The sequence below is a fragment of the Streptomyces sp. ISL-94 genome (assembly GCF_018614075.1).
Lineage (GTDB): Bacteria > Actinomycetota > Actinomycetes > Streptomycetales > Streptomycetaceae > Streptomyces.
Genome location: NZ_JAGGOZ010000113.1, coordinates 25,964 through 46,430, shown reverse-complemented (window position 1 = coordinate 46,430; position 20,467 = coordinate 25,964). Strand labels below are relative to the sequence as shown.

Here is a 20,467-nt window from a genome sequence, read left to right as displayed (position 1 = left end):
GGGCCGGAGCCGGGGCCGGGGCCGGAGCCCGAGGCCGGGGCCGGGGAGCCCAAGGCCGGGGCCGGGGAGCCTACGGAGCCCGGGGCCAAGAAGCGGGTCTGGCCCAAGTTGTGTGAGCCGACTACGCAGGGTCACGCGAGGAGGACGCGTTTCCGTAGGAGCGGGAATCCGGCGCGGCCGAACATCTGCCTCTTGAGCATCTTGATCCGGTTCACTGCCCCTTCGACCGGTCCGGAGTTCCAGTGGGTGGTCAATCCGGCGGTGACCGCGTCGAAGTCGGCTTCCAGGCCGACGGCGAAGGTGCTGACGCCGGGGAGGCCGGCGGTCATGGCGTCGGTGATCCAGTCAGTGAGTCGGCCGCCGTCGAGCGTGGTGAGCATCTCGGCGAACGAGCCGACCAGATGGGCGGTCGTCTCCAGCTCCGGGCACTGGTCCAGGACCGTCTTCCTGCGGATCTTCTCTTCTTCGGTGAGGGTCGCGGGGTGCCGGGTGAGCCAGCCGGTGACCTGGCGGATCGACGGCGCGGCAGGCGCTGGCGGAGTGCCGTTCGACGCGGGCAGGGCCTTGCGGACCCACAGTTGGACGGTGGAGTAGTGACCGCGGAAGCCTCGGGCCGTGATCTCGCGGTGGAGATCGAGGATGGTCACTTTCCCTTCGGTTTCGTCCCAGCGTTGCGCCAGGTAGGGCTTGAACGGGTCGAGTTTGCTGGGCTGTTGGTGCTTTCGGCCTTTGACCATGTCCTGCCAGCGGGCGGCGCGGGCGTACCGCTGGACGGTGTGCCGTCCCCAGCTCAGGTGCCGGGCGATCTCCCGGAGCCCCAGCCCCTGAGCGAGGAGGTCGTGGACGAGCGCGTGATGTGCCCGGGCGCGTTCGGCGAACTTTCCGGACGGATCGTCGTCCTCGCGCGCCGGAGCGTCCGTGGTCTCCCACTCGGGTTCGGGCTCAGGCGCCGGGGCGGGGAGGTCGCGAAGGCAGGGGCGATGGGCGGCGACTGTCTTCTCGACCGCGGTGGCGAGGTTCTGCCACAGGTGGAAGCGGTCGGCAACTTGCAGAGCCTGTGGTGCGGCGGTGTGAGCGGCGTCGGCGTAGGCCCCGACCGCCCTCGGCTGGGTCGCGGGCGGGTCGGGCAGATCCATCACCCGCCGCAACAGCGTATTGCGGCTGGTCACGATGCCAAGATGCGCAGCGAGGCGGGCGCCGGCCCGCCCGGCAAGCGCCAGCCCGACCTTGCTCATCGTGGACCGCAGACGCTCGGTGGCCCGGCCGTGGCGCCTGGTGAGTCCCGGCACCTGCTCGACGAACGTGCGCCGCGGGCATTCGGCGCTCGCGCAGATGAACCGGCGGACCCGCAGCGCCAGTACACACGGCCGTCCGGCACAGGCCAGATCTGCGGGGAAGCGCAGGTAGGAGCCGTGGATCTGAGCCGACCAGTCCCCGCAGGCCGGGCAACAAGCGTTGCTTGCGGTGCATCGTGCCTCGATACGTATCGCTTCGCCCTCCAGCTCGGCGGACGTGATCACGACCTTCGTGTTCGACGGGAACAACAGCTCTTGTACCGGAGACGGATCTTCGTTCATGGCGACCGAATGTCGAGCACGTCAGCCATATGAGGAGCGAAATCAAGGCGACTTTCGAACCCCAGCAGCAAAGATCAACAGCTACAACGAGTAGTCGGCTCACACAACTTGGGCCAGACCCCAAGAAGCCTGCGGAGCCCGGGCTGTCTGCGCAACGCGGCGGCGGTCGGACGCTGGCTGGCCGGGCGCGGCTACGGGACCGCGGAGCGCCCCGTCCTGGTGGTCGCGGCCGGCGAGCGGTGGCCCGACGGAGGACTGCGGCCGGCGCTGGAGGACTTGCTGGGCGCCGGGGCGATCATCGCCGAACTGCTGTCGCAGGGCATCGGCCCCCTGTCCCCCGAGGCGGCCGCCGCCCGGGCCTGCTTCACGCAGACCGACGATGTCGCCGGTGCCGTGGCTGCGTGTTCCTCGGGCATCGAACTGGCCCGGGGCGGGTTCGCCGAGGACGTGGCCGTCGCGACCGAGCTCGATGCCGGCACGATCGTGCCGGTCCTCGTCGACGGAGCGTTCGGCCACAGCGCCGACGACGCGCGGCCGCAGCAGCAGCAGCAGCAGCAGCAGCAGCAGCAGCAGCAGCAGCCAGATCATTGAGGGGTGGCGCCCGCCCCTGGTGGGGCGGGCGCCGGTGGGGTCAGGGGGTGCGGACGCGGAGGGCGCGGGCGAGGTCGTCGAGCTGGTCGACCAGTTTGCGGCGCAGCAGGGGGAGGATGTCGGGGTTCTCCAGGCAGGCGCGGCCGGCTTGGAGGTTGATCTCGTCCACGGCGTGGGCGGGGAAGGCCCAGCGGCCGGCGGCTTCGCCGATGGCGGGGCCGCGGCGGGCGCCGAGGGCGACGGCGTCCGGGTAGAAGCGGGTCACGTACGGCTGTACGAGGTCGGCCTGTTCGGGCTGCCAGAAGCCCTGGGCGGTGGCGCTGAAGAGGTAGTTGGAGAGGGTGTCGTCGTGGAAGAGGCGCTGCCAGGCGGCGGCCTTGGCCTCCGCTGAGGGGAGTGCGGCTCGGCAGCGGGCGGCGCCTTCCTCGCCGGTGGCGCTGGGGTCGGCGGCGAGGGCGGCGTCGATGTCGCGCTCCCCCACGGCGCCGAGGACGGCGAGGCGGGCCAGGATGCGCCAGCGCAGTTCGGGGTCGAGTTCGGGGCCGCCGGGGACGGTGTCGTCGGCGAGCCAGGCGGCGATGGTGTCGGGCTGGGTGGCGCTGTCGATGAGGGTGCGGACGGCGGTGAGCCGCAGGCCGGGGTCCGAGCCGTCCTCGGTGCGCCGCAGGAGGCCGCGGGCGATGGAGGTGATGGCGGCCAGGGCCGCCGGCCGCTCCTCGGGGGCGGCGTAGCGCACGGCGACGTGGTTCCGGGCGAAGGCGAGGACGCCTTGGACGACGGCCAGGTCCTGTTCCTGGTGGAGGTGGGCGGCGGCGGTCATCAGGTAGGCGTCGGGCTCCAGTTCTCCGTCGCGGACCATGTCGCGCAGGGAGTTCCAGACGACGGCCCGGGTGAGCGGGTCCGGGATGCCGGAGAGGCCGCGCAGGGCGGTTTCGACGGAGGTGTCGTCGAGGCGGACCTTGGCGTAGGTGAGGTCGGCGTCGTTGAGGACGAGGAGCGCGGGGCGGGGGCCGTTCGCGGAGACCACGTCGCGGGACGGGACGTCGAGGTCGAGGAGTTCGCGCAGTTCCAGGATGTGGGGGTCGACGGGGTCGTGGTCGTAGACGCCGACGGCGATGTGGTGGGGGCGGCTGCCGTGGCGGTCGACGGTGAGGGTCCAGCCTTCGGGGGCCTCCTCGATCCGCGGGGTGAGGGTGTCGATGCCGGTGGTGCGCAGCCAGATGTCGGCCCAGGCGTGGACGTCGCGTTCGGTGTGGGCGGCGAGGGAGTCGACGAAGTCGGCGAGGGAGGCGTTGGCGAACTTGTGGCGGGCGAAGTGGGTGTTGATGCCGGCGAGGAAGTCCTTTTCGCCGAGCCAGGCGACGAGCTGGCGCAGGGCGGAGGCGCCCTTGGCGTAGGAGATGCCGTCGAAGTTGAGGAGGGCGGAGGCGGTGTCGGGGACGTCGTCGGGGTCGGGGGCGACGGGGTGGGTGGAGGGCCGCTGGTCGGCGTCGTAGCCCCAGGGCTTGCGCTCCATGCCGAATTCGGTCCACGTGCCGGTGAAGCGGGTGGCTTCGGTGAGGGTCTGGTAGCCCATGTACTCGGCGAAGGACTCGTTCAGCCAGATGTCGTCGAACCAGGCGAGGGTGACGAGGTCGCCGAACCACATGTGGGCCATCTCGTGCGCGATGATCATGGCGCGGCGCTGGCGTTCGGTGTCGGTGACGGCGGAGCGGAAGACGAACTCGTCGCGGAAGGTGACGAGGCCGGGGTTCTCCATGGCGCCCGCGTTGAACTCGGGGACGAAGGCCTGGTCGTAGGAGTCGAAGGGGTAGGGCTCGTCGAACTTCTCCTGGTAGCGGTCGAAGCAGGCCGTGGTGATCGAGAGGATCTCTTCGGCGTCGGTGTCCAGGTGCGGGGCGAGGGACTGGCGGCAGTGGATGCCGAAGGGCAGTCCGGCGTGCTCGGTGCGGACGCTGTGCCAGGGGCCTGCGGCGAAGGCGGCGAGGTAGGTGGAGATGACGGGGGTGGGGGCGGACTGCCAGATGCCGGCGCCGTCCGTGGGGCGGTCGGCGATGGGCGTGGTGATGCCGTTGGCGAGGACGGTCCAGTGGGCGGGGGCGGTGACGGTGAACTCGAAGACGGCCTTGAGGTCGGGCTGGTCGAAGGCGGGGAAGACGCGCTGGACGTCGTCCAGGAACATCTGGGTGTAGACGTACGTCTCTCCGTCCGCGGGGTCGGTGAAGCGGTGCAGGCCTTCGCCGGTGCGGGAGTAGCGCATGCGGGCGTCGAGGCGCAGCTCGTGGGGGCCGGGGGTGAGGCCGGTGAGCGGGAGGCGGTTGCCGTCGAGGGCGGCCGGGTCGAGGGGGTGGCCGTCGAGGGCGACGGAGCGCAGGACGTCCGGTTTCAGCTCCACGAAGGTGTCTCCGGCGGCGCGGGCGGTGAACCGGATGACGGTGGCGGACTCGAAGGTGTCGTCGCCGACGGTGAGGTCGAGGTCGACGGTGTAGTGGTGGACGTCGAGGAGCTGTGCTCGGAGCTGCGCTTCGTTGCGCGTCAGTGCGGACATGGGGCCCATGCTGCCCGACGGCGGCGCGGGGCCGTAGGGGGTGTCGCCGGAGCGGTGTCGGGTGGCGCGGGGGCCCGCCGGCAGGCCGGGCCGGCCTGCCGGCGGCGGGCGCGGACGGGCGGGGGTCCGGGACGGGCCCGGGGGTCGGCGGCCGCCCCGGCCCGGGGGGCGGCACGGCCCGGGGGGCGGCACGGCCCGGGGGGCGGCACGGCCCGGGGGGCGGCACGGCCCGGGGGGCGGCACGGCCCGGGGGGCGGCACGGCCCGGGGGTCGGCGGCCGCCCCGGCCCGGGGGGCGGCACGGCCCGGGGGGCGGCACGGCCCGGGGGGAACGGCCCGAGGGGCGGCACGGCCCGGGGCACCGGGGGCGTACCCGAGGACCCTGGATCCAGCGGCGGGCCCAGGTTTCAGGGGCGGGGCCGGGCTGGGGCCCCGGGGAGGGTGGGCCCCGGGGACGTACCCGAGGACCCTGGATCCAGCGGCGGGCCCAGGTTTCAGGGGCGGGGCCGGGCCGGGGCCCCGGGGAGGGTGGGCCCCGATCCAGGGGCGGCCCCGGGCCCCCGGGGCGGGCCCGCCATTGCTACTCCTCGCCCGCGGCGATCGTCTCGTGGTGGCGGATGACCTCGGCGATGATGAAGTTGAGGAGCTTCTCGGCGAAGGCCGGGTCGAGCTTGGCGTTCTCGGCGAGCTGGCGGAGCCGGGCGATCTGGCTGGCCTCGCGGCCGGGGTCGGCCGGGGGCAGGTGGTGCCTGGCCTTGAGGTGGCCGACCTGCTGGGTGCACTTGAAGCGCTCGGCGAGCATGTGGACCACGGCCGCGTCGATGTTGTCGATACTGTCCCGCAGGCGGGCGAGCTCGGCGGTGACGGCCTCGTTGGTCTCGTCGATGTCGCTGTTGTTCATGGTCCCCGAGAATACGGGGCGGGGGCGGGTGGCCGTTCGGCCAGTCGGCCAGTGAGACGGACACCGGCCAGGGTGCCCCGCTACAGGGGCAGGGTCGCGGTGACCAGCCGCCGCATTCCGGCGCGGGGCCGGCGGTGAGGGGGGGCGGCGAGGCTGAAACGCCGGTCCGCGGCCCTCATGGTGGGGCGGGAGAGAGCGCGCCGGGGAGCGCGGCTGTGCCGGGGCTTCCTGGGGCTACACCCCAGACCCCCGCGCCTCAAACGCCGGCGAGGCTGGATATGCACGGCCGGCGCCCCGAGGTAGGAGGGGGGAGGACGCAGCGGTGGGGGCGGCTCGCCGGGGCCTCCCGGGGCTACACCCCAGACCCCGCGTCCCCGCGCCTCAAACGCCGGCGAGGCTGAACATGCCCGGGCGGCGCCCCGAGGCAAGGCCGGGTGGGCTGCTCGCCGGCGATCTCCGCGTGGGTCTGGCCGCGCGCGGCGCAGCGGACGACGTCGCGTTCCCGGTCCGTCAGGGGTTCGGCGGGGCGGCGGGCGGGGGTGCGCGGGGCCATTTCGCGCAGGAGGCGGGCGGTGATGGCCGCGGAGGCCCGGGAGTCGCCGACCGCGGCCGAGCGGACCGCTTCAACCAGCACGGCCGGGCTGGCGTCTTTCAGGAGGAAGCCGGACGCTCCGCCGTGGATCGCCGCGTGGGCGTACTCGTCGAGGTCGAAGGGGGTGACGATGACGATGCGTGGTGTGTCGTTGCCGGAGAGGCGGCGGGTGACTTCGAGGCCGTCGAGCGCCGGCATGCGGATGTCGGGGAGCAGCACGTCCGGCCGGTGCTCGGCGACGGCGGCCAGTGCCGCTTCGCCGTTGACGACGTCGGCGGCGACCTCGATGTCCGGTCGGCTTTCGAGGGTCATCCGGAATCCGGTTCTGACCATTTCCTGGTCGTCCGCGATGACCACTCTGATCGCCATGCGCTGCTCCTGCCTGCCCCGCTGTCGCCCGAGGCCTTGGTTGCAAGGGGCCGGTGCGTGCGTCGGCCCGCAACCGCAGCCCCATGAGCCCCATGAGCCTCATGAGCCTCAGGGCGTGGTGCCTTGCCCTACCGGCCGGTTCCCTACCGGCCGGTTCCCGACCGGCCGGAAGGACAAGGCGGACCGGCTACAGGGTCGCCGCGGCGGACTTGATCGCGGAGGCGAAGGTGGAGACCTCGGTGTAGACGCCGGGGTAGCCGGGGCGGGCGCAGCCTTCGCCCCAGCTGACGATGCCGACCTGGATCCAGGCTCCGGTGTCGTCGCGGCGGAACATCGGGCCGCCGGAGTCGCCCTGGCAGGTGTCGACGCCGCCCTCGTCGAGGAAGCCGGCGCAGATCTCCTCGCTCGGCACGAGGGAGCTGCCGTACGCGGCCTGGCAGTCGGCGTCGGAGACGAAGGGCACGGTGGCCTTCATCAGGTAGCGCTGCTGGCTGCCGCCTTCGCGGGTGGCGCCCCAGCCGGCGACGGTGAAGGTGCCGTTGTCGTAGGTCTTGGTGTCGGCGATCTTGAGGGTCGGGAGGTTGATGGGCTGGGCGAGCTTGATCAGTGCCCAGTCCTTGCCCGTGCCGTTGTAGCCGGGGGCCTGGAGGACCTTGGTGGACTTGACCTTGATGGCGCTGGAGCTGCGCAGGTCGACGGCCCCGGCGGTGGCGGTGATGGTGGTGTTGTTGCCGGAGCCGCTGACGCAGTGGGCGGCGGTGAGGACGATCTGCTGGGTGTAGAGGGCGCCGCCGCAGCCCATGGAGAGCCGCACCATGAAGGGGAATTCGCCTTGGGCGGCGCGGGTGCCGCCGACGACGGGGGCGGTGGAGGCGGTGGCGGAGCCGGGCTGGAGGCTGACGGCCGCGAGGGCGACCGCGCCGGCGGCGAGGGTGCGCTTCATGAACCGCGTGAGGGTGCTCACAGTCAACACACTGCCTTTCGTGGGGGGTTGGGCCGTGCGTGCCATCGCATGAATGACGGGTCCATGACACATCCGACGTATGGCGGGCATCAAGAACGCGTTTTCGGACAACTTCCCGCGCTGGGGGCGGCATGACGCAGAACAGCGGGCCCAACAGCCCGGTCGAGCACGGATTTCCGCACCTGGACACCGTGCGCGCCTCGATCGCCGCGCTCTTCCGGTGCCTCTCGGCCGACGGGATCCGCGCCTACACCGGCAGCTTCGCGCCCGCAGACGCCGCCTTCACGGCCGAGGACGACCTGCACCTGGGAGCCCAGCGGGTGGCCTCGGCGGTGGTGCGCGCGCTGCGGCTGCCCGACGCGCGCGTGGTGGTGAGCTTCCGGCCGATGCAGGAGGCGGCCACCGTGGAACTGGCGGCAGGGCCCGAGCACTTCATCGAGGTCAACGACCGATTCCGAGTCCACCGGCGCGATCTGGCGGCGGCCCTGGCCCACGAGGTCACCCATGTCCTGCTGCACCGCCTGGACCTCTCCTTCCCGGCCACCGCGCAGAACGAGATCCTCACCGACACCGCCGCCGCCTACCTGGGCGTCGGCTGGCTGCTGCTCGACGCGTACCGCGAAGACGCGCTGACCCACCAGAAGTTCGGCTACCTCACCCCGGAGGAGTTCGGGTACGTCCTCGCCCGGCGCGCCCGGCTGACCGGCGAGGACCCCTCGGCATGGTTCACCAGCCCTCAGGCGTACGAGGCCTACGCGCGCGGCCGCGCGAGGGCCGGGCGGGACCTGCGCCGGCCTCCCCTCGCCGCCGCGGGCCCGGTGGCGCGGCTGCGCTACGCCAAGGACCGCCGGGCCGGGGCCGCTTCGGGGCAGGGGGCGGCGTACCGCTTCGAACGCCACGACGGCGGCCTGCGGGTGAGCTTCCCCTGCCCGGTGTGCGAGCAGCGGCTGCGGGTGCCGGTGCGCGGACGGCTGAGGGCGCGGTGCGGGCTGTGCCGCACGGTCCTGGACTGCGACACGTAGCCCTTGCCGACGGGGATTCACCGGGTGGCCGCGAAAAGTTTCCTACCGGCCGGTAGACAACGGTGTGGATCTCGCCAACTCTGGCCACGTACATGCCAATGCGTGATCGAGGAGCGTCCCCATGCGCAGCACCCGTACCGCCACCACCGCCGCGGCGGTGGCCGCGGCGGCCGCCGTCCTGACCCTGGTTCCGGCCACCGCCGTCCAGGCGGCCCCGGCCGCGCCGGCGTCCGTCACCGCGTCCGCGCCTGGCGGAAACGCAGCGGTCCTCGGCATCGACTACGCCACCTGGCAGCGCGATGTCGCCGCCGTCATCGACGCCGCCCGCCCCGCCATCGAGCAGCGCATCGCCGCCTCCCCCGCCGGGGAGAAGCCCGCGATCGTCCTCGACATCGACAACACCTCGCTGGAGACGGACTTCCACTGGTTCTGGACCTTCCCGACCCCCGCGATCGCCAAGGTGCGCGAGCTGACCCGGTACGCGAACGACCGCGGGGCCGCCGTCTTCTTCGTCACCGCCCGCCCCGGGATCGTCCACTCCCTCACCGAGCGCAACCTCAAGGCGGTCGGCTACCCCGTCTCCGGCCTCTACGTCCGCGATCTGCCCGACCTGTTCGACCAGGTCAGCGCCTACAAGACCGGCAAGCGCGCCGAGATCGAGGCCCGCGGCTACACGATCATCGCCAACATAGGCAACAACGAGAGCGACCTGGTCGGCGGGCACGCCGAGCGCACCGTCAAGCTGCCGGACTACGACGGCAAGCTGTCCTGACGGCCGAGGGCCGCGGCGATGGCGTTGACCGCGGCCCAGCCGAAGGCCATGGCAGGGCCGATCGTCGCGCCCGGCCCCGGGTAGGGCTCCCCCATCACCGCCGCCGAGCAGTTGCCGGAGGCGTAGAGGCCCTGCCGCAGCCGCGGCTCTCGCTCACCGAGGTCGTACGCCGCTCCGGAATCCCGCGTTCCTCCGCCCATCGGATCCTCGACCAGCTGGTGCAGCTGCGCTGGCTGGACCGGGAGGGCCGGGACTACCGGATGGGCATGCGCATGCTGGAGCTGGGCGCGCTGGCCTCCCACCACAACCGGCTGCGCCGGGCCGCCCTCCCGCTGCTGCACGCGCTCCACAGACCGGGCAGCTGGTGCACCTTTCGGTGCTGGACGGCGCCGAGGTGGTCTGCCTGGAGCGGATCGGCGGCTCGGAGGCCAGCGCCGTGCCCTCCCGGGTGGGCGGGCGGATGCCCGCGTACTGCACGGCCGCCGGCAAGGCGGTCCTGGCCTTCAGCGACCCGGGCGGCGGTGGAACACGTCTTGGCCCAGGGGCTGCGGCCGCGCACGGCCCGCACGCTGATCCGGCCGCTCGCGCTGCGCTCGGAGCTGGCGGCGACCCGCGAGCGCGGGGCGGCCTACGACCGGGAGGACAGCTTCCGCGGGATCTCCTGCGTGGCGGCGCCGCTGCGGGGCGCGGGCCGGGCCGTCGCGGCGGTATCGGTCTCCTCCTGCCGCGGCGAGCGCGAACTGGCCCGGCTGGGACCGGTGGTCGCGGCGTGCGCGCGGGCCGTGTGGCGCGAGCTGTACGGGCCGGGGCGCGCCGGGCGTTCGACGACCGCCCCGGCGCGGGACCTGGAACCGGCCGTGTCCGCACAGGCGATGGACAACATGATGGGCTGGCTGCGGTTCAGCGAGTGGATGTAGCGGGTACAGATACCCCACGGACCCGACCCCTCGCCAGGGGGCCGGGCCCGTTACGTTTGGTCCCCATGAACACCTTGGAGACCATCCACGACGTCCCCGTCCTGATCGCCTCCGCCGAGGGCGGGCCCATCGCCGCCGAGGCCGACGCCCTGGACTTGATCGGCGATGCCTCGTACCAGGGTGCCCAGTGGGTCGTCATCCCCGCCGAGCGGTTCGACGAGGCCTTCTTCCGCCTGCGCACCCGCGTCGCGGGTGACATCATCCAGAAGTTCGCCCAGTACCGCATGGGCCTGGTCGTCCTCGGCGACATCTCCCGGCACACGGAGGGCGGTACGGCGCTGCGGGACTTCGTCCGCGAGTGCAACCGCGGGCGGCATGCGTGGTTCCTGGCCGATGCCGGGGAGCTGCGGGAACGCCTGAAGGGCTGAAGGGCTGAAGGGCTGAAGGGCTGAGGCGGCGAAGGTCGGTCAGCCCGTGCCGGCGGCTGCCGGCGGCCGTACGGTCTCGACGGTGCCGTTGCGCCGGGCGCGTTCGGCGGCGAGCACGGTCAGGTGGCTGGTCAGGGACTCCCGCGGGCCGGACTTCACCAGCCCGGGGTTTCCGGTGGCGACGGCGGTGACGAAGGTGTCCATGAGGCCCGCGTCGCCGCCGCCGTGGCCGCCCGCCGCGTCCATCGCCCCCGCCGCACCGCCGCCAACGCCGGCGCCGAGGCCGACGAGTTCCTCGGTCCGCGTCAGGAAGTCGTAGACCCGCAGGCTCTTCCCGTCGCCGCGCAGCTCGCCGCGGGTCCCGAAGACGCGGGTCTGGCGGTCCGCCTGCTCGGTGAAGGCGGTCATGGTGAAGGTGGCCGTGGCTCCGGAGTCGAACTCCATGGCCACCACCTGGTGGTCGACCACGTCGTTGTCGCACGCGTACACGCACCGCCCGTACGGTCCTTCCCGCAGCGCGCCCTCCAGCGCCTGCGGGGTGAACTCGTCGACCACCACGTTCAGCGGCCAGGAGTGCTCGCCGCGGGCCAGCCGGTCGCCGTAGTCGCGCGCGGCGGAATAGGGGCAGTCGCCCTCCACGGCGCAGTCCAGGCAGCGGTCCGCCGCGCCGGCGGGCCTGTTCGCGGGCCTGAAGTGGGAGAGCCGGCCGAAGCTGGAGACGCGGAGGGGCGGCCGGCCGAGCACGTACTGCAGCCAGTCCAGATCGTGGCAGGACTTGGCCATCAGCATGGACGTCGCCTGGTCCTCGCGGCGCCAGTTGCCCGTACGAACGAGTGCGCCTGGTGCCAGAAGCCGACCGGTTCCAGGTGCTGGACGCTGACGATCTCCCCGAGCCGGCCGGAGTCGACGACGGCCTTCAGCGCCCGCGTATAGGGGGTGTAGCGCAGGACGTGGCCGACCGCGAGGGTCACCCCGGCCTCCTCCACCGCGTCCACGATCCGCCGGCACTCCTCCTCCGTCAGCGCCATCGGCTTCTCCAGCAGGAGGTGGTAGCCGAGCGCGGCGAAGGCCAGCACCGGCTCCAGGTGATCCCGGTCCAGGGTGCAGATCAGCACCGCGTCCGCGATCCGCCCGCGGGCGGCCAGCTCCCGCCAGTCGCCCACCGCCGCCCCGGCCCCGATCCCGTGGGCGGCCGCCAGCCGCTCGCGCCGGACCGTGCGCGGTTCGGCCACGGCGACGATCTGGGCCCGCTCCGGGTGGGCCAGGGCCCAGCGGGCGTATCCGGTGCCCCGGCTTCCGGCGCCGACGACGGCAAGGGTGACAACGGCAGGCATGCGTAAGCCCTTCCCCGCGGCCTGCGGTTCCAGTCCGCTCCCGCCGGTTGCAGTCGGCTTCAGTCGTAGGTAATCCGCACCCGGGCCTGGCCGGCCGCGCGTGCCTGGCAGGCCAGGACATAGCCCTCGGCCAGGTCCTCCTGGTCCGCGGAGCTCCATCGCGTCGAGGAGGTGCCCGTAGTCGGGCTCGTCGACGCCCATCATGGCCTGCATGACGGGGGACGAGAGCCCGACCTTGTGGCCGGTGACGACGGCGCCGTCCGCGCAGCGCGCCCGGATGCCCCCGACCGGGGCCCATCCAGCCCCGCCGGCGCTTGAGGCGAAGGGGGACAGGGGGCGGAGCACCCGACGGCGGGGGCGCGCCGTCAGGGGGCGCCGTACACCGGCAGCGGAGCCTCCGCGGCAGCGAGCAGCTTCGCCGCCGCCTCCCCCGCCTCCGCCGGAGTCCACCGGCCCCCCCGATCGGCGGTCGGGCCCGGCCGCCACCCCTCCATCACCGTGATCCGGCCCCCCTCCGCCTCGAAGACCCGCCCCGTCACCCCGGCCGACGCATCCGCCCCGAGCCACACCACCAGCGGTGACACGTTCTCCGGAGCCATCGCGTCGAACGCCCCGGCCCCCGGCGCGGCCATCGTCTCCGCGAAGGTCCGCTCCGTCATCCGGGTCCGCGCCGCCGGGGCGATCGCGTTCACCTGGACCCCGTACCGCCCCATCTCCGCGGCGGAGACCAGCGTCAGCCCCAGGATCCCGGCCTTGGCCGCGCTGTAGTTGCCCTGGCCGACCGAGCCCAACAGCCCGGCCCCCGAAGAGGTGTTGACCACCCTCGCCGCGACCCGGCGCCCCGCCTTCGCCTCCGCGCGCCACCACCCGGCCGCCGCCCGCAGCGGCAGGAAGTGCCCCTTCAGGTGCACCCGCATGACCGCGTCCCAGTCGTCCTCCTCCAGGTTCACCAGCATCCGGTCCCGCAGGAACCCCGCGTTGTTGACGAGCGTGTCCAGCCGCCCGAAGGAGTCCAGGGCGCACGACACCAGCGAGGCCGCCCCCTCCGCCGTCGCGATGTCCCCGCCGTGCGCCACCGCCTCCCCGCCCAGGGCCCGGATCTCCGAAACGACCAAGGCTGCCGGGGAGTCGGGCCCCGGCAGCCCGTCCAGCCCCACTCCCAGGTCGTTGACGACGACCTTCGCCCCCTCCGCCGCGAAGGCCAGCGCGTGGGCCCGCCCCAGCCCCCGCCCCGCGCCCGTCACGATGACCACTCGGCCTTCCGCAATGCCCATGTCAGCTCTCCTCGTTCCCAGTTGCCTTGTTCGCAGTCGCCTTGTTCGCAGCCGCCTTGTTCGCAGCCGCCTTGTTCGCAGCCGCCTTGTTCACAACCGCCTGGTTCACGGTTGCCGCATCCAGAAACGCCGGGCGCTCCCCGCCCCCGTGCACGAGCAGGCTCGCCCCGCTCACGTACCCCGCCCGGCCGGAGGCCAGGAACACCGCCGCCTCCCCCACGTCCGAGGGTTCCGCCAGCCGCCCCAGCGGTACGGTCGCCCCCACCGCCGCGATCCCGGCCTCGTCCCCGTAGTGCAGGTGCGCCAGCTCGGTCCGCACCATGCCCAGGACCAGCGAGTTCACCCGCACCTCGGGAGCCCACTCCACGGCCATGGACCGGGCCAGGTTCTCCAGCCCCGCCTTCGCCGCCCCGTAGGCCGCCGTCCCCGGCGAGGGCCGGGTCCCGCTGACGCTGCCGATCATCACCACCGAACCCCGCGTCGCCCGCAGCCACGGATACGCCGCGAGCGAGGCCGTCATCGGGGCCACCAGGTTCAGCTCGACGACCCGCGCGTGCCGCTCCGCCTCTCCCTCCCCCAGCAGCCGGTACGGCGTCCCGCCCGCGTTGTTGACCAGGCAGTCCAGCCGCCCGTACCGCCCGGCGACCGCGCCGAAGAAGTCCTGCACGGCGGCCGGGTTCCGCAGGTCCAGCGGGAGGTAGGACGCCTTGCGCCCGCCCCCCTCCGCCACCGGTTCCTCCGGCGGCCGCCGCGCGCAGACGACGACCTCCGCGCCGGCCGCGAGGAACGAGCGGGCGATCCCGGCACCGACGCCCCGGGTCCCACCGGTGACGGCGACAACCCTCCCGTCGAGCTCCATAGGCTGCTACCTTCCTCACCTAACAAATGTTTGGTGGAAAGGTAGCTGATCTGCTCATGGGTGTCTCCACCTCAAGCCCGGACAAGGGCATCGCCCTTGTCACAGTCGACTTCCCGCCCGTCAACGCGCTCCCCGTGCAGGGCTGGTACGACCTCGCCGACGCCCTCCGGGCCGCCGGCCGCGACCCCGAGGTCCGCTGTGTCGTCCTCGCCGCCGAGGGCCGCGGCTTCAACGCCGGCGTCGACATCAAGGAGATGCAGCGCGACACCGGGCACTCCTCCCTCATCGGCGCCAACCGGGGCTGCTACGAGGCCTTCGCCGCCGTCTACGAGTGCGAGGTGCCGGTCGTCGCGGCCGTGAACGGCTTCTGCCTCGGCGGCGGCATCGGCCTCGTCGGCAACGCCGACGCGATCGTGGCGAGCGACGACGCGACCTTCGGGCTCCCCGAGCTGGACCGCGGCGCGCTCGGCGCCGCCACCCACCTGGCCCGCCTCGTCCCGCAGCACCTGATGCGCGCTCTCTACTACACCTCGCGCACCGCGACCGCCGCCGAACTGCACGCGCACGGCTCGGTCTGGAAGGTGGTCCCGCCCGCCGGACTGCGCTCCGCCGCCCTGGAACTGGCCGCCGAGATCGCGAAGAAGGACGGCTGCCTCATCCGGCTGGCCAAGGCCGCCATCAACGGCATCGACCCCGTGGACGTGCGCCGCAGCTACCGCTTCGAGCAGGGCTTCACCTTCGAGGCCAACCTCAGCGGGGTCGCCGACCGGGTCCGCGACACCTTCGGCCAGGAGAGCAAGGAGAGCAAGGAGAGCAGGGAGGACCGGTCGTGACCGACAAGACCATGGCCCCCGAAGAGGTGGTCGGACGGCTGCGCAGCGGGATGACCCTCGGCATCGGCGGCTGGGGCTCCCGGCGCAAGCCCATGGCCCTGGTGCGAGCACTGCTCCGCTCCGAGATCACCGATCTCACCGTGATCGCGTACGGCGGCCCCGACATCGGCCTGCTGGCCGCCGCGGGCCGCATCCGCCGGCTCGTCGCCCCCTTCGCCACCCTCGACTCGATCCCGCTGGAGCCGCACTTCCGCGCCGCCCGCGAGCGCGCCGCCTTCGCCCTCACCGAGTACGACGAGGCCATGTTCATGTGGGGCCTGCACGCCGCCGCCAACCGGCTGCCCTTCCTCCCCGTCCGCGCCGGCCTCGGCTCCGACGTGATGCGGGTCAACCCGGAGCTGCGCACCGTCACCTCCCCCTACGCCGACGGCGAGGAGTTCGTCGCCGTCCCCGCCCTGCGCATGGACGCCGCCCTGGTCCACCTCAACCGGGCCGACCGCCTCGGCAACGCCCAGTACCTGGGCCCGGACCCGTACTTCGACGACCTCTTCTGCGAGGCCGCCGACGCCGCCTACGTCTCCTGCGAGCAGCTCGTCGAGACCGCCGAGCTCACCAAGACCGGCCCCCCGCAGTCCCTCCTCGTCAGCCGCCACTGCGTCACCGGGGTCGTCGAGACCCCGAACGGCGCGCACTTCACCTCCTGCGTGCCCGACTACGACCGCGACGAGGCCTTCCAGAAGCTCTACGCGACCACCCCCTGGCCCGAGTTCGCCGACCGCTTCCTCGCGGGCGCGAGCGAGCACGACTACCAGTCCGCCGTCCGGACCTGGCACGAGGAGCAGCAGCCGTGACCACCCCCCTCACGATCTCCCGCGCCGAGTACTGCGTGATCGCCTGCGCCGAGGCCTGGCGCGACAACGGCGAGGTACTCGCCAGCCCGATGGGCCTGATCCCCTCCTTCGGAGCCCGCCTCGCGAAGCGGACCTTCGCCCCCGACCTGCTCCTGACGGACGGCGAAGCCATGCTCGTCGGCCTCGACGGCACGGTCGAGGGCTGGCTCCCCTACCGGCGCCACCTCACCATGGTCACCGGCGGGCGCCGGCACGTGATGATGGGCGCCAGTCAGATCGACCGGTTCGGCAACCAGAACATCTCCTGCATCGGCGACTGGCGGCAGCCCGCCCGCCAGCTGCTGGGCGTGCGCGGGGCGCCCGTCAACACCCTCAACAACCCGGTCAGTTACTGGATCCCCAAGCACTCCCCCCGGGTGTTCGTGGAGAAGGTCGACATGGTCAGCGGCGTCGGCTACGACCGCGCCGAGGCGGCCGGGCCCTCGGCCACCCGTTACCACCGCCTCCCCCGGGTCGTCAGCGACCTGGGCGTCTTCGACTTCGCCGGCCCCTCCCGCTCGATGCGCCTGGCCTCCCTCCACCCCGGGGTCACCGTCGACCAGGTCCGGGCGGCCACCGGCTTCGAGCCGGCCATCGCCGACGAGGTCCCGTACACCCGGGAGCCGACGTCGCAGGAGCTGCGGCTGATCCGCGAGGTGATCGACCCCAAGGGCCTGCGCGACCGAGAAGTACGGGTCTGACAGCGATGGCCATGCCGATGGTGAGGGACATGGAGACGGCGTTCACCAGGCTGGTCGGTGTGCGGCACCCGATCGTGCAGACGGGCATGGGCTGGGTCGCGGGCCCGCGCCTGGTGTCGGGCGCGGCCAACGCGGGGGCCCTGGGGATCCTGGCGTCGGCGACGATGACCATGGACCAGCTGCGGTCGGCGGTCCGGGAGGTCAAGTCCCGTACGCCGGACGGAACCCCCTTCGGGGTCAATCTGCGCGCGGACGCCGGTGACGCGGCCGAGCGCGCCCAGCTGATCATCGACGAGGGCGTACGGGTCGCCTCCTTCGCCCTCGCGCCCTCCAGGGAGCTGATCGCGCGGCTCAAGGACGCGGGCGTGGTGGTCATCCCCTCGATCGGGGCGCGGCGGCACGCCGAGAAGGTGGCCGCGTGGGGCGCCGACGCGGTGATCGTGCAGGGCGGCGAGGGCGGCGGGCACACCGGGGACGTGGCCACGACCGTCCTGCTGCCGCAGGTCGTGGACGCCGTGGACATCCCGGTGGTGGCGGCGGGCGGCTTCAGCGACGGCCGCGGCCTGGTGGCGGCTCTGGCCTACGGGGCCGCGGGCATCGCCATGGGCACCCGCTTCCTGCTGACCTCCGACTCCACCGTCCCGGACGCCGTCAAGGCCGAGTACCTGAAGGCCACGGTCAAGGACGTCACCGTCACCACGGCCGTCGACGGTCTCCCGCACCGCATGCTCCGCACCGGGCTGGTCGACTCCCTGGAGCGGGCGGGCCGCACCCGGGCGCTGGTCCGGGCGGTCCGGCACGCGGCCGGCTTCCGCAGGCTCTCCGGGCTGAGCTGGCAGCAGATGGTGCGCGACGGCATCGCGATGAAACACGGCAAGGAGCTGTCCTGGAGCCAGGTCCTGCTCGCCGCGAACACCCCCATGCTCCTCAAGGCGTCCATGGTCGAGGGCCGTACGGACCTCGGTGTCATGGCATCAGGCCAGGTCGCGGGGGTGATCGACGATCTCCCGTCCTGTGCGGAGCTCGTCTCCCGCGTCATGGCCGAGGCACACACCGTGCTGGAACAGCTGCACCACCCGCACACGCTCGGCACCCTGCCACCACCAGGGTGATCCCCCTTCTCCGTCACAGGAGTCGCCTCCATGAGCCGTGCCCGAATCCGCCTGGCGACCGCGGTCCTCGCCTCCGCCCTCGCCATCGGGACCCTGCCCGCTTCCGCGTACGCGGCGGCGGCGCCCGGAGCCGGGGTCAGTGCCCGGCACCACCAGCACGTCCAGGCGGAAACGATCCGCCAGATCCCCCTCCAGGGCGCGGTCAACTTCCGCGACCTGGGCGGCTACCTCACCTGGACCGGCGGCCAGGTCCGCCAGGGCCTGGTCTACCGCTCCGACGCACTGAGCAAGCTGACCGCCGCGGACATCACCACCGTGTCCGGTCTCGGCCTCACGAAGGCCGTCGATTTCCGCATCCCGATGGAGCTGCAGTACGACGGCGCCGACAAGCTGCCCGCCGGGCTGGCCCCCACGTCGCGCCCGGTCAGCGACCTCGGCCTCTATGGGACCCTCGTCGGTGCGATCGCCAGCGGCGACCCCGTCCAGCAGGAGCGGATGCTCGGCGGCGGTCGCGCCGAGGCCTACATGCGCGACATCTACCGCACCTTCGTGACCAGCCCCGAGAACCGGGCGCAGTTCGCGGCGACCGTGCGGGAGATCGCGGACGGCGGACAGGGTCCGCTGCTGTACCACTGCACCTCGGGCAAGGACCGGACCGGCTGGATGAGCTACGTCCTGCTGCGGGCCCTGGCCGTCCCCGAGGACACCGCGGAGCGCGACTACCTGGCGTCCAACACCTTCCGCGCCGCGTACGACGCGCAGGTGCGGGCGGCCCTCAAGCAGTCCGGGCGCATGCAGAACCCGGACCTGCTGATCCCGCTCCAAGAGGTCCGCCAGGACTACCTGGACTCCGCGACGGCCCAGCTGGAAGCCGACTACGGCAGCTTCTACGGCTACCTGACGGACGGCCTCGGCCTGGACCTGCGGACCCTGGCCAAGCTCCAGGCCAAGCTGGTCCGCTAGCGGAAGCAGAAACGGAAGCAGAAGCGGAAACGGAAACGCCGCCGCCGGGCGGCCCTGCGAAGGGCTGCCCGGCGGCGTCGTCGTACGTACGTGTCCCGCTACGGGTCAGACCGCCCGGCGGCGGCCCTGGCCCCCGGAGCCGACCCGGCTGCGCGCCGAAGCCGCGGCCGCACCACCGGTGGCGCCGCCACCCGTGCGCCGGCCGCGCTCACCGGAGCCGGCGGCCCCGCCGCCCTGGGCGCCGGTGCCCTGCCCGCGACGGGCCTGGCCCGACCCGGAGGCCGCCGGGGCCTGCCCGGAGCCGCCGCCGGCGCGACGGCCGCGGCCGCCCGCCGCCGGTGCGCCGGCCGTGGCGGAGCCGGTGCGCGGCCCGCCCGACCGGCGGCGCGAGCCGGAGCCGGAGCCCGAACCGGACCCGGAACCCGAGCCGCTGCGCTGCTTGGGCGGGGTCGGCTGCGGCACGTCCAGCACCACCGGGATGCCGGAGGGCGCCTTGGCGCCGGTCAGCCGGGACAGCTCCTCGTCGGAGGACTTGATCTGCGCGGTGCGCGGGGAGATCCCGGCGTCCGACATCAGCCGGATCATCTCCCGCTTCTGGTCGGGCAGCACCAGGGTGACCACGCTGCCGGACTCGCCGGCGCGCGCGGTACGGCCGCCGCGGTGCAGGTAGTCCTTGTGGTCGACGGGCGGGTCCACGTTGACGACGAGGTCCAGGTCGTCGATGTGGATGCCGCGCGCCGCGACGTTCGTCGCCACCAGCGCGGTGACCTCGCCCGTCTTGAACCAGTCCAGGGTGCGGTTGCGCTGCGGCTGCGAGCGCCCGCCGTGCAGGCCGGAGGCGCGCACGCCGTCCGCGAGGAGCTTCTTGACCATGCGGTCGACCCCGCGCTTGGTGTCCACGAACATGATCACCCGGCCGTCGCGAGCGGCTATACGCGTCGCCACGGCCTTCTTGTCGGTCTCGTCCATGACGTACAGGACGTGGTGCTCCATGGTGGTGACCGCGCCGGCCGACGGGTCGACGGAGTGGCCGACCGGGTCGGTCAGGAACATCTTGACGAGCTTGTCGATGTTCTTGTCGAGCGTCGCCGAGAACAGCATGGTCTGGCCGCCGGCCTCGACCTGCTTGAGCAGCGCCGTGACCTGCGGCATGAAGCCCATGTCGGTCATCTGGTCGGCCTCGTCGAGGACGGTGATCGCGACCTGCGAGAGGTCCGCGTCACCGCGGTCGATGAGGTCCTTCAGACGGCCGGGGGTGGCGACGAGCACCTCGGCGCCGCGGCGCAGGGCGCCGGACTGCCGGTTGATCGACATGCCGCCGACGACGGTGGCGATGCGCAGGTTGACGGCCGTGGCGTACGGGGTCAGGGCGTCGGTCACCTGCTGCGCGAGCTCGCGGGTCGGTACGAGGACCAGCGCGAGCGGCTGCTTGGGCTGCGAGCGGCGGCCGGCGGTACGGGCCAGCAGCGCCAGGCCGAAGGCCAGCGTCTTGCCGGAGCCGGTACGGCCGCGGCCGAGCAGGTCACGGCCGGCGAGGGAGTTCGGCAGCGTCGCGGCCTGGATCGGGAACGGCTCGGTCACGCCCTGGGCGGCGAGGGTCTTCAGCAGCGCCTCGGGCATGCCCATGTCCTCGAACGCGGCGACCGGCGGCAGCGCCGGGGCCATCGGGTCGGGCATGGTGAATTCTTGGGGCCGGGCAACGGGCGCGGACTTCTGCCGTCCCGCGCCAGCCTTCGGACGTCCCTGGGCCGCACCTCGGCCCCGGGTGGGGCGGCGGCTGGGTCGTGCGGAGCTGGAGCTGGTCATGCGAGAAAGCCCTCC

The 20,467-nt window shown here is 73.2% G+C and carries 20 protein-coding genes and 1 pseudogene; 11 read left to right on the top strand and 10 right to left on the bottom strand.

Annotated features, from left to right (window positions below):
• Window positions 1-131: 131 nt before the first annotated feature.
• The gene (locus tag J7E94_RS29285) at window positions 132-1,577 is read right to left on the bottom strand and encodes a transposase (RefSeq protein ID WP_215019818.1); all 1,446 of its coding nucleotides are present in this window, start codon (window positions 1,575-1,577) and stop codon (window positions 132-134) included.
• Window positions 1,578-1,685: 108 nt separating this feature from the next.
• On the opposite strand from J7E94_RS29285, the gene J7E94_RS29280 reads away from it, so the two are divergent.
• Window positions 1,686-2,168, top strand: coding sequence for a 2-phosphosulfolactate phosphatase (locus J7E94_RS29280; RefSeq protein WP_215019817.1), 483 nt, complete (start codon window positions 1,686-1,688; stop codon window positions 2,166-2,168).
• Between the two features lie 40 nt (window positions 2,169-2,208).
• Here J7E94_RS29280 and pepN read toward each other — a convergent pair whose 3' ends face one another.
• The 4 genes from pepN to J7E94_RS29260 all read right to left on the bottom strand — a co-directional run bounded on the left by pepN (window position 2,209) and on the right by J7E94_RS29260 (window position 7,520).
• Window positions 2,209-4,716, bottom strand: coding sequence for an aminopeptidase N (gene pepN, locus J7E94_RS29275; RefSeq protein WP_215019816.1), 2,508 nt, complete (start codon window positions 4,714-4,716; stop codon window positions 2,209-2,211).
• Between the two features lie 579 nt (window positions 4,717-5,295).
• Window positions 5,296-5,616 carry a chorismate mutase gene (locus J7E94_RS29270; RefSeq protein WP_215019815.1) on the bottom strand — a complete coding sequence of 107 codons (321 nt, stop codon included), beginning with the start codon at window positions 5,614-5,616 and terminating at the stop codon, window positions 5,296-5,298.
• A 352-nt stretch (window positions 5,617-5,968) separates the two neighbouring features.
• Entirely contained in the window at window positions 5,969-6,577 is a 609-nt protein-coding gene (locus J7E94_RS29265; protein WP_215019814.1) for a response regulator transcription factor, read from the bottom strand.
• Window positions 6,578-6,764: 187 nt separating this feature from the next.
• The gene (locus J7E94_RS29260) at window positions 6,765-7,520 is read right to left on the bottom strand and encodes a serine protease (RefSeq protein ID WP_251057408.1); all 756 of its coding nucleotides are present in this window, start codon (window positions 7,518-7,520) and stop codon (window positions 6,765-6,767) included.
• Window positions 7,521-7,672: 152 nt separating this feature from the next.
• On the opposite strand from J7E94_RS29260, the gene J7E94_RS29255 reads away from it, so the two are divergent.
• The 5 genes and pseudogenes from J7E94_RS29255 (at window position 7,673) to J7E94_RS29240 (ending at window position 10,680) form a co-directional block, all read left to right on the top strand.
• A complete protein-coding gene (locus J7E94_RS29255; protein ID WP_215019812.1) occupies window positions 7,673-8,563 on the top strand; it encodes a hypothetical protein in 891 nt (296 codons plus the stop codon).
• 121 nt (window positions 8,564-8,684) lie between these two features.
• A complete protein-coding gene (locus J7E94_RS29250) occupies window positions 8,685-9,335 on the top strand; it encodes an HAD family acid phosphatase (protein ID WP_215019811.1) in 651 nt (216 codons plus the stop codon).
• Window positions 9,332-9,532, top strand: a pseudogene (locus tag J7E94_RS36095) (hypothetical protein); the annotation flags it as partial. The gene J7E94_RS29250 and the pseudogene J7E94_RS36095, both read left to right, overlap by 4 nt.
• Before the next feature lie 324 nt (window positions 9,533-9,856).
• Window positions 9,857-10,252, top strand: coding sequence for an IclR family transcriptional regulator C-terminal domain-containing protein (locus J7E94_RS35045; protein WP_308345506.1), 396 nt, complete (start codon window positions 9,857-9,859; stop codon window positions 10,250-10,252).
• A gap of 65 nt (window positions 10,253-10,317) precedes the next feature.
• Window positions 10,318-10,680, top strand: a complete 363-nt coding sequence (locus J7E94_RS29240) for a DUF4180 domain-containing protein (RefSeq protein WP_215019810.1) — start codon at window positions 10,318-10,320, stop codon at window positions 10,678-10,680.
• Window positions 10,681-10,719: 39 nt separating this feature from the next.
• On the opposite strand, the gene J7E94_RS35040 is transcribed toward J7E94_RS29240, so the two are convergent.
• The 4 genes from J7E94_RS35040 to J7E94_RS29225 form a co-directional block, all read right to left on the bottom strand.
• Window positions 10,720-11,469: a Gfo/Idh/MocA family oxidoreductase gene (locus J7E94_RS35040; RefSeq protein WP_251057397.1), complete on the bottom strand. Its 750-nt coding sequence runs from the start codon at window positions 11,467-11,469 to the stop codon at window positions 10,720-10,722.
• On the bottom strand, window positions 11,463-12,014 hold the full coding sequence (locus tag J7E94_RS35035; RefSeq protein ID WP_251057396.1) for a Gfo/Idh/MocA family protein: 552 nt from the start codon (window positions 12,012-12,014) through the stop codon (window positions 11,463-11,465). Before J7E94_RS35035 ends, J7E94_RS35040 begins: the two co-directional genes overlap by 7 nt.
• A 365-nt stretch (window positions 12,015-12,379) precedes the next feature.
• Window positions 12,380-13,288 (bottom strand): SDR family oxidoreductase, encoded by a 909-nt coding sequence (locus J7E94_RS29230; protein ID WP_215019809.1) that lies wholly within the window; start codon window positions 13,286-13,288, stop codon window positions 12,380-12,382.
• A 1-nt stretch (window position 13,289) separates the two neighbouring features.
• Window positions 13,290-14,147, bottom strand: a complete 858-nt coding sequence (locus tag J7E94_RS29225) for an SDR family oxidoreductase (RefSeq protein WP_251057395.1) — start codon at window positions 14,145-14,147, stop codon at window positions 13,290-13,292.
• Between the two features lie 56 nt (window positions 14,148-14,203).
• Here J7E94_RS29225 and J7E94_RS29220 point away from each other — a divergent pair, with 56 nt between their 5' ends.
• From J7E94_RS29220 to J7E94_RS29200, 5 genes are read left to right on the top strand one after another with little or no spacing between them, the layout of a single operon-like run.
• Window positions 14,204-14,980: an enoyl-CoA hydratase family protein gene (locus tag J7E94_RS29220; protein WP_215019808.1), complete on the top strand. Its 777-nt coding sequence runs from the start codon at window positions 14,204-14,206 to the stop codon at window positions 14,978-14,980.
• Window positions 14,977-15,831: a CoA transferase subunit A gene (locus J7E94_RS29215; RefSeq protein WP_215019807.1), complete on the top strand. Its 855-nt coding sequence runs from the start codon at window positions 14,977-14,979 to the stop codon at window positions 15,829-15,831. Before J7E94_RS29220 ends, J7E94_RS29215 begins: the two co-directional genes overlap by 4 nt.
• Complete coding sequence (locus tag J7E94_RS29210; protein WP_215019806.1) at window positions 15,828-16,571, top strand: CoA-transferase subunit beta; 744 nt, start codon at window positions 15,828-15,830, stop codon at window positions 16,569-16,571. The genes J7E94_RS29215 and J7E94_RS29210 overlap by 4 nt, the downstream gene beginning before the upstream one ends.
• Window positions 16,572-16,600: 29 nt before the next feature.
• A complete protein-coding gene (locus tag J7E94_RS29205; RefSeq protein ID WP_215019805.1) occupies window positions 16,601-17,683 on the top strand; it encodes a nitronate monooxygenase in 1,083 nt (360 codons plus the stop codon).
• Between the two features lie 30 nt (window positions 17,684-17,713).
• Complete coding sequence (locus J7E94_RS29200; RefSeq protein WP_215019804.1) at window positions 17,714-18,646, top strand: tyrosine-protein phosphatase; 933 nt, start codon at window positions 17,714-17,716, stop codon at window positions 18,644-18,646.
• A 105-nt stretch (window positions 18,647-18,751) separates the two neighbouring features.
• Here the strand turns inward: J7E94_RS29200 and J7E94_RS29195 are convergent, their stop codons facing one another.
• Window positions 18,752-20,452: a DEAD/DEAH box helicase gene (locus J7E94_RS29195; protein WP_215019803.1), complete on the bottom strand. Its 1,701-nt coding sequence runs from the start codon at window positions 20,450-20,452 to the stop codon at window positions 18,752-18,754.
• Window positions 20,453-20,467: the final 15 nt, after the last annotated feature.

Excerpts from the sequence above, each read along its gene's own strand:
- J7E94_RS29225 (WP_251057395.1), bottom strand. The coding sequence starts at position 14,147 with ATGGAGCTCGACGGGAGGGTTGTCGCCGTCACCGGTGGGACCCGGGGC.
- J7E94_RS29255 (WP_215019812.1), top strand. The coding sequence starts at position 7,673 with ATGACGCAGAACAGCGGGCCCAACAGCCCGGTCGAGCACGGATTTCCG.
- J7E94_RS29205 (WP_215019805.1), top strand. The coding sequence starts at position 16,601 with ATGGAGACGGCGTTCACCAGGCTGGTCGGTGTGCGGCACCCGATCGTG.
- J7E94_RS29270 (WP_215019815.1), bottom strand. The coding sequence starts at position 5,616 with ATGAACAACAGCGACATCGACGAGACCAACGAGGCCGTCACCGCCGAG.
- J7E94_RS29265 (WP_215019814.1), bottom strand. The coding sequence starts at position 6,577 with ATGGCGATCAGAGTGGTCATCGCGGACGACCAGGAAATGGTCAGAACC.
- J7E94_RS29240 (WP_215019810.1), top strand. The coding sequence starts at position 10,318 with ATGAACACCTTGGAGACCATCCACGACGTCCCCGTCCTGATCGCCTCC.
- J7E94_RS29285 (WP_215019818.1), bottom strand. The coding sequence starts at position 1,577 with ATGAACGAAGATCCGTCTCCGGTACAAGAGCTGTTGTTCCCGTCGAAC.
- J7E94_RS29260 (WP_251057408.1), bottom strand. The coding sequence starts at position 7,520 with ATGAAGCGCACCCTCGCCGCCGGCGCGGTCGCCCTCGCGGCCGTCAGC.
- J7E94_RS29230 (WP_215019809.1), bottom strand. The coding sequence starts at position 13,288 with ATGGGCATTGCGGAAGGCCGAGTGGTCATCGTGACGGGCGCGGGGCGG.
- J7E94_RS29195 (WP_215019803.1), bottom strand. The coding sequence starts at position 20,452 with ATGACCAGCTCCAGCTCCGCACGACCCAGCCGCCGCCCCACCCGGGGC.
- J7E94_RS29220 (WP_215019808.1), top strand. The coding sequence starts at position 14,204 with ATGGGTGTCTCCACCTCAAGCCCGGACAAGGGCATCGCCCTTGTCACA.
- J7E94_RS35035 (WP_251057396.1), bottom strand. The coding sequence starts at position 12,014 with ATGCCTGCCGTTGTCACCCTTGCCGTCGTCGGCGCCGGAAGCCGGGGC.
- J7E94_RS29200 (WP_215019804.1), top strand. The coding sequence starts at position 17,714 with ATGAGCCGTGCCCGAATCCGCCTGGCGACCGCGGTCCTCGCCTCCGCC.
- J7E94_RS29250 (WP_215019811.1), top strand. The coding sequence starts at position 8,685 with ATGCGCAGCACCCGTACCGCCACCACCGCCGCGGCGGTGGCCGCGGCG.
- J7E94_RS35040 (WP_251057397.1), bottom strand. The coding sequence starts at position 11,469 with ATGCTGATGGCCAAGTCCTGCCACGATCTGGACTGGCTGCAGTACGTG.
- pepN (WP_215019816.1), bottom strand. The coding sequence starts at position 4,716 with ATGTCCGCACTGACGCGCAACGAAGCGCAGCTCCGAGCACAGCTCCTC.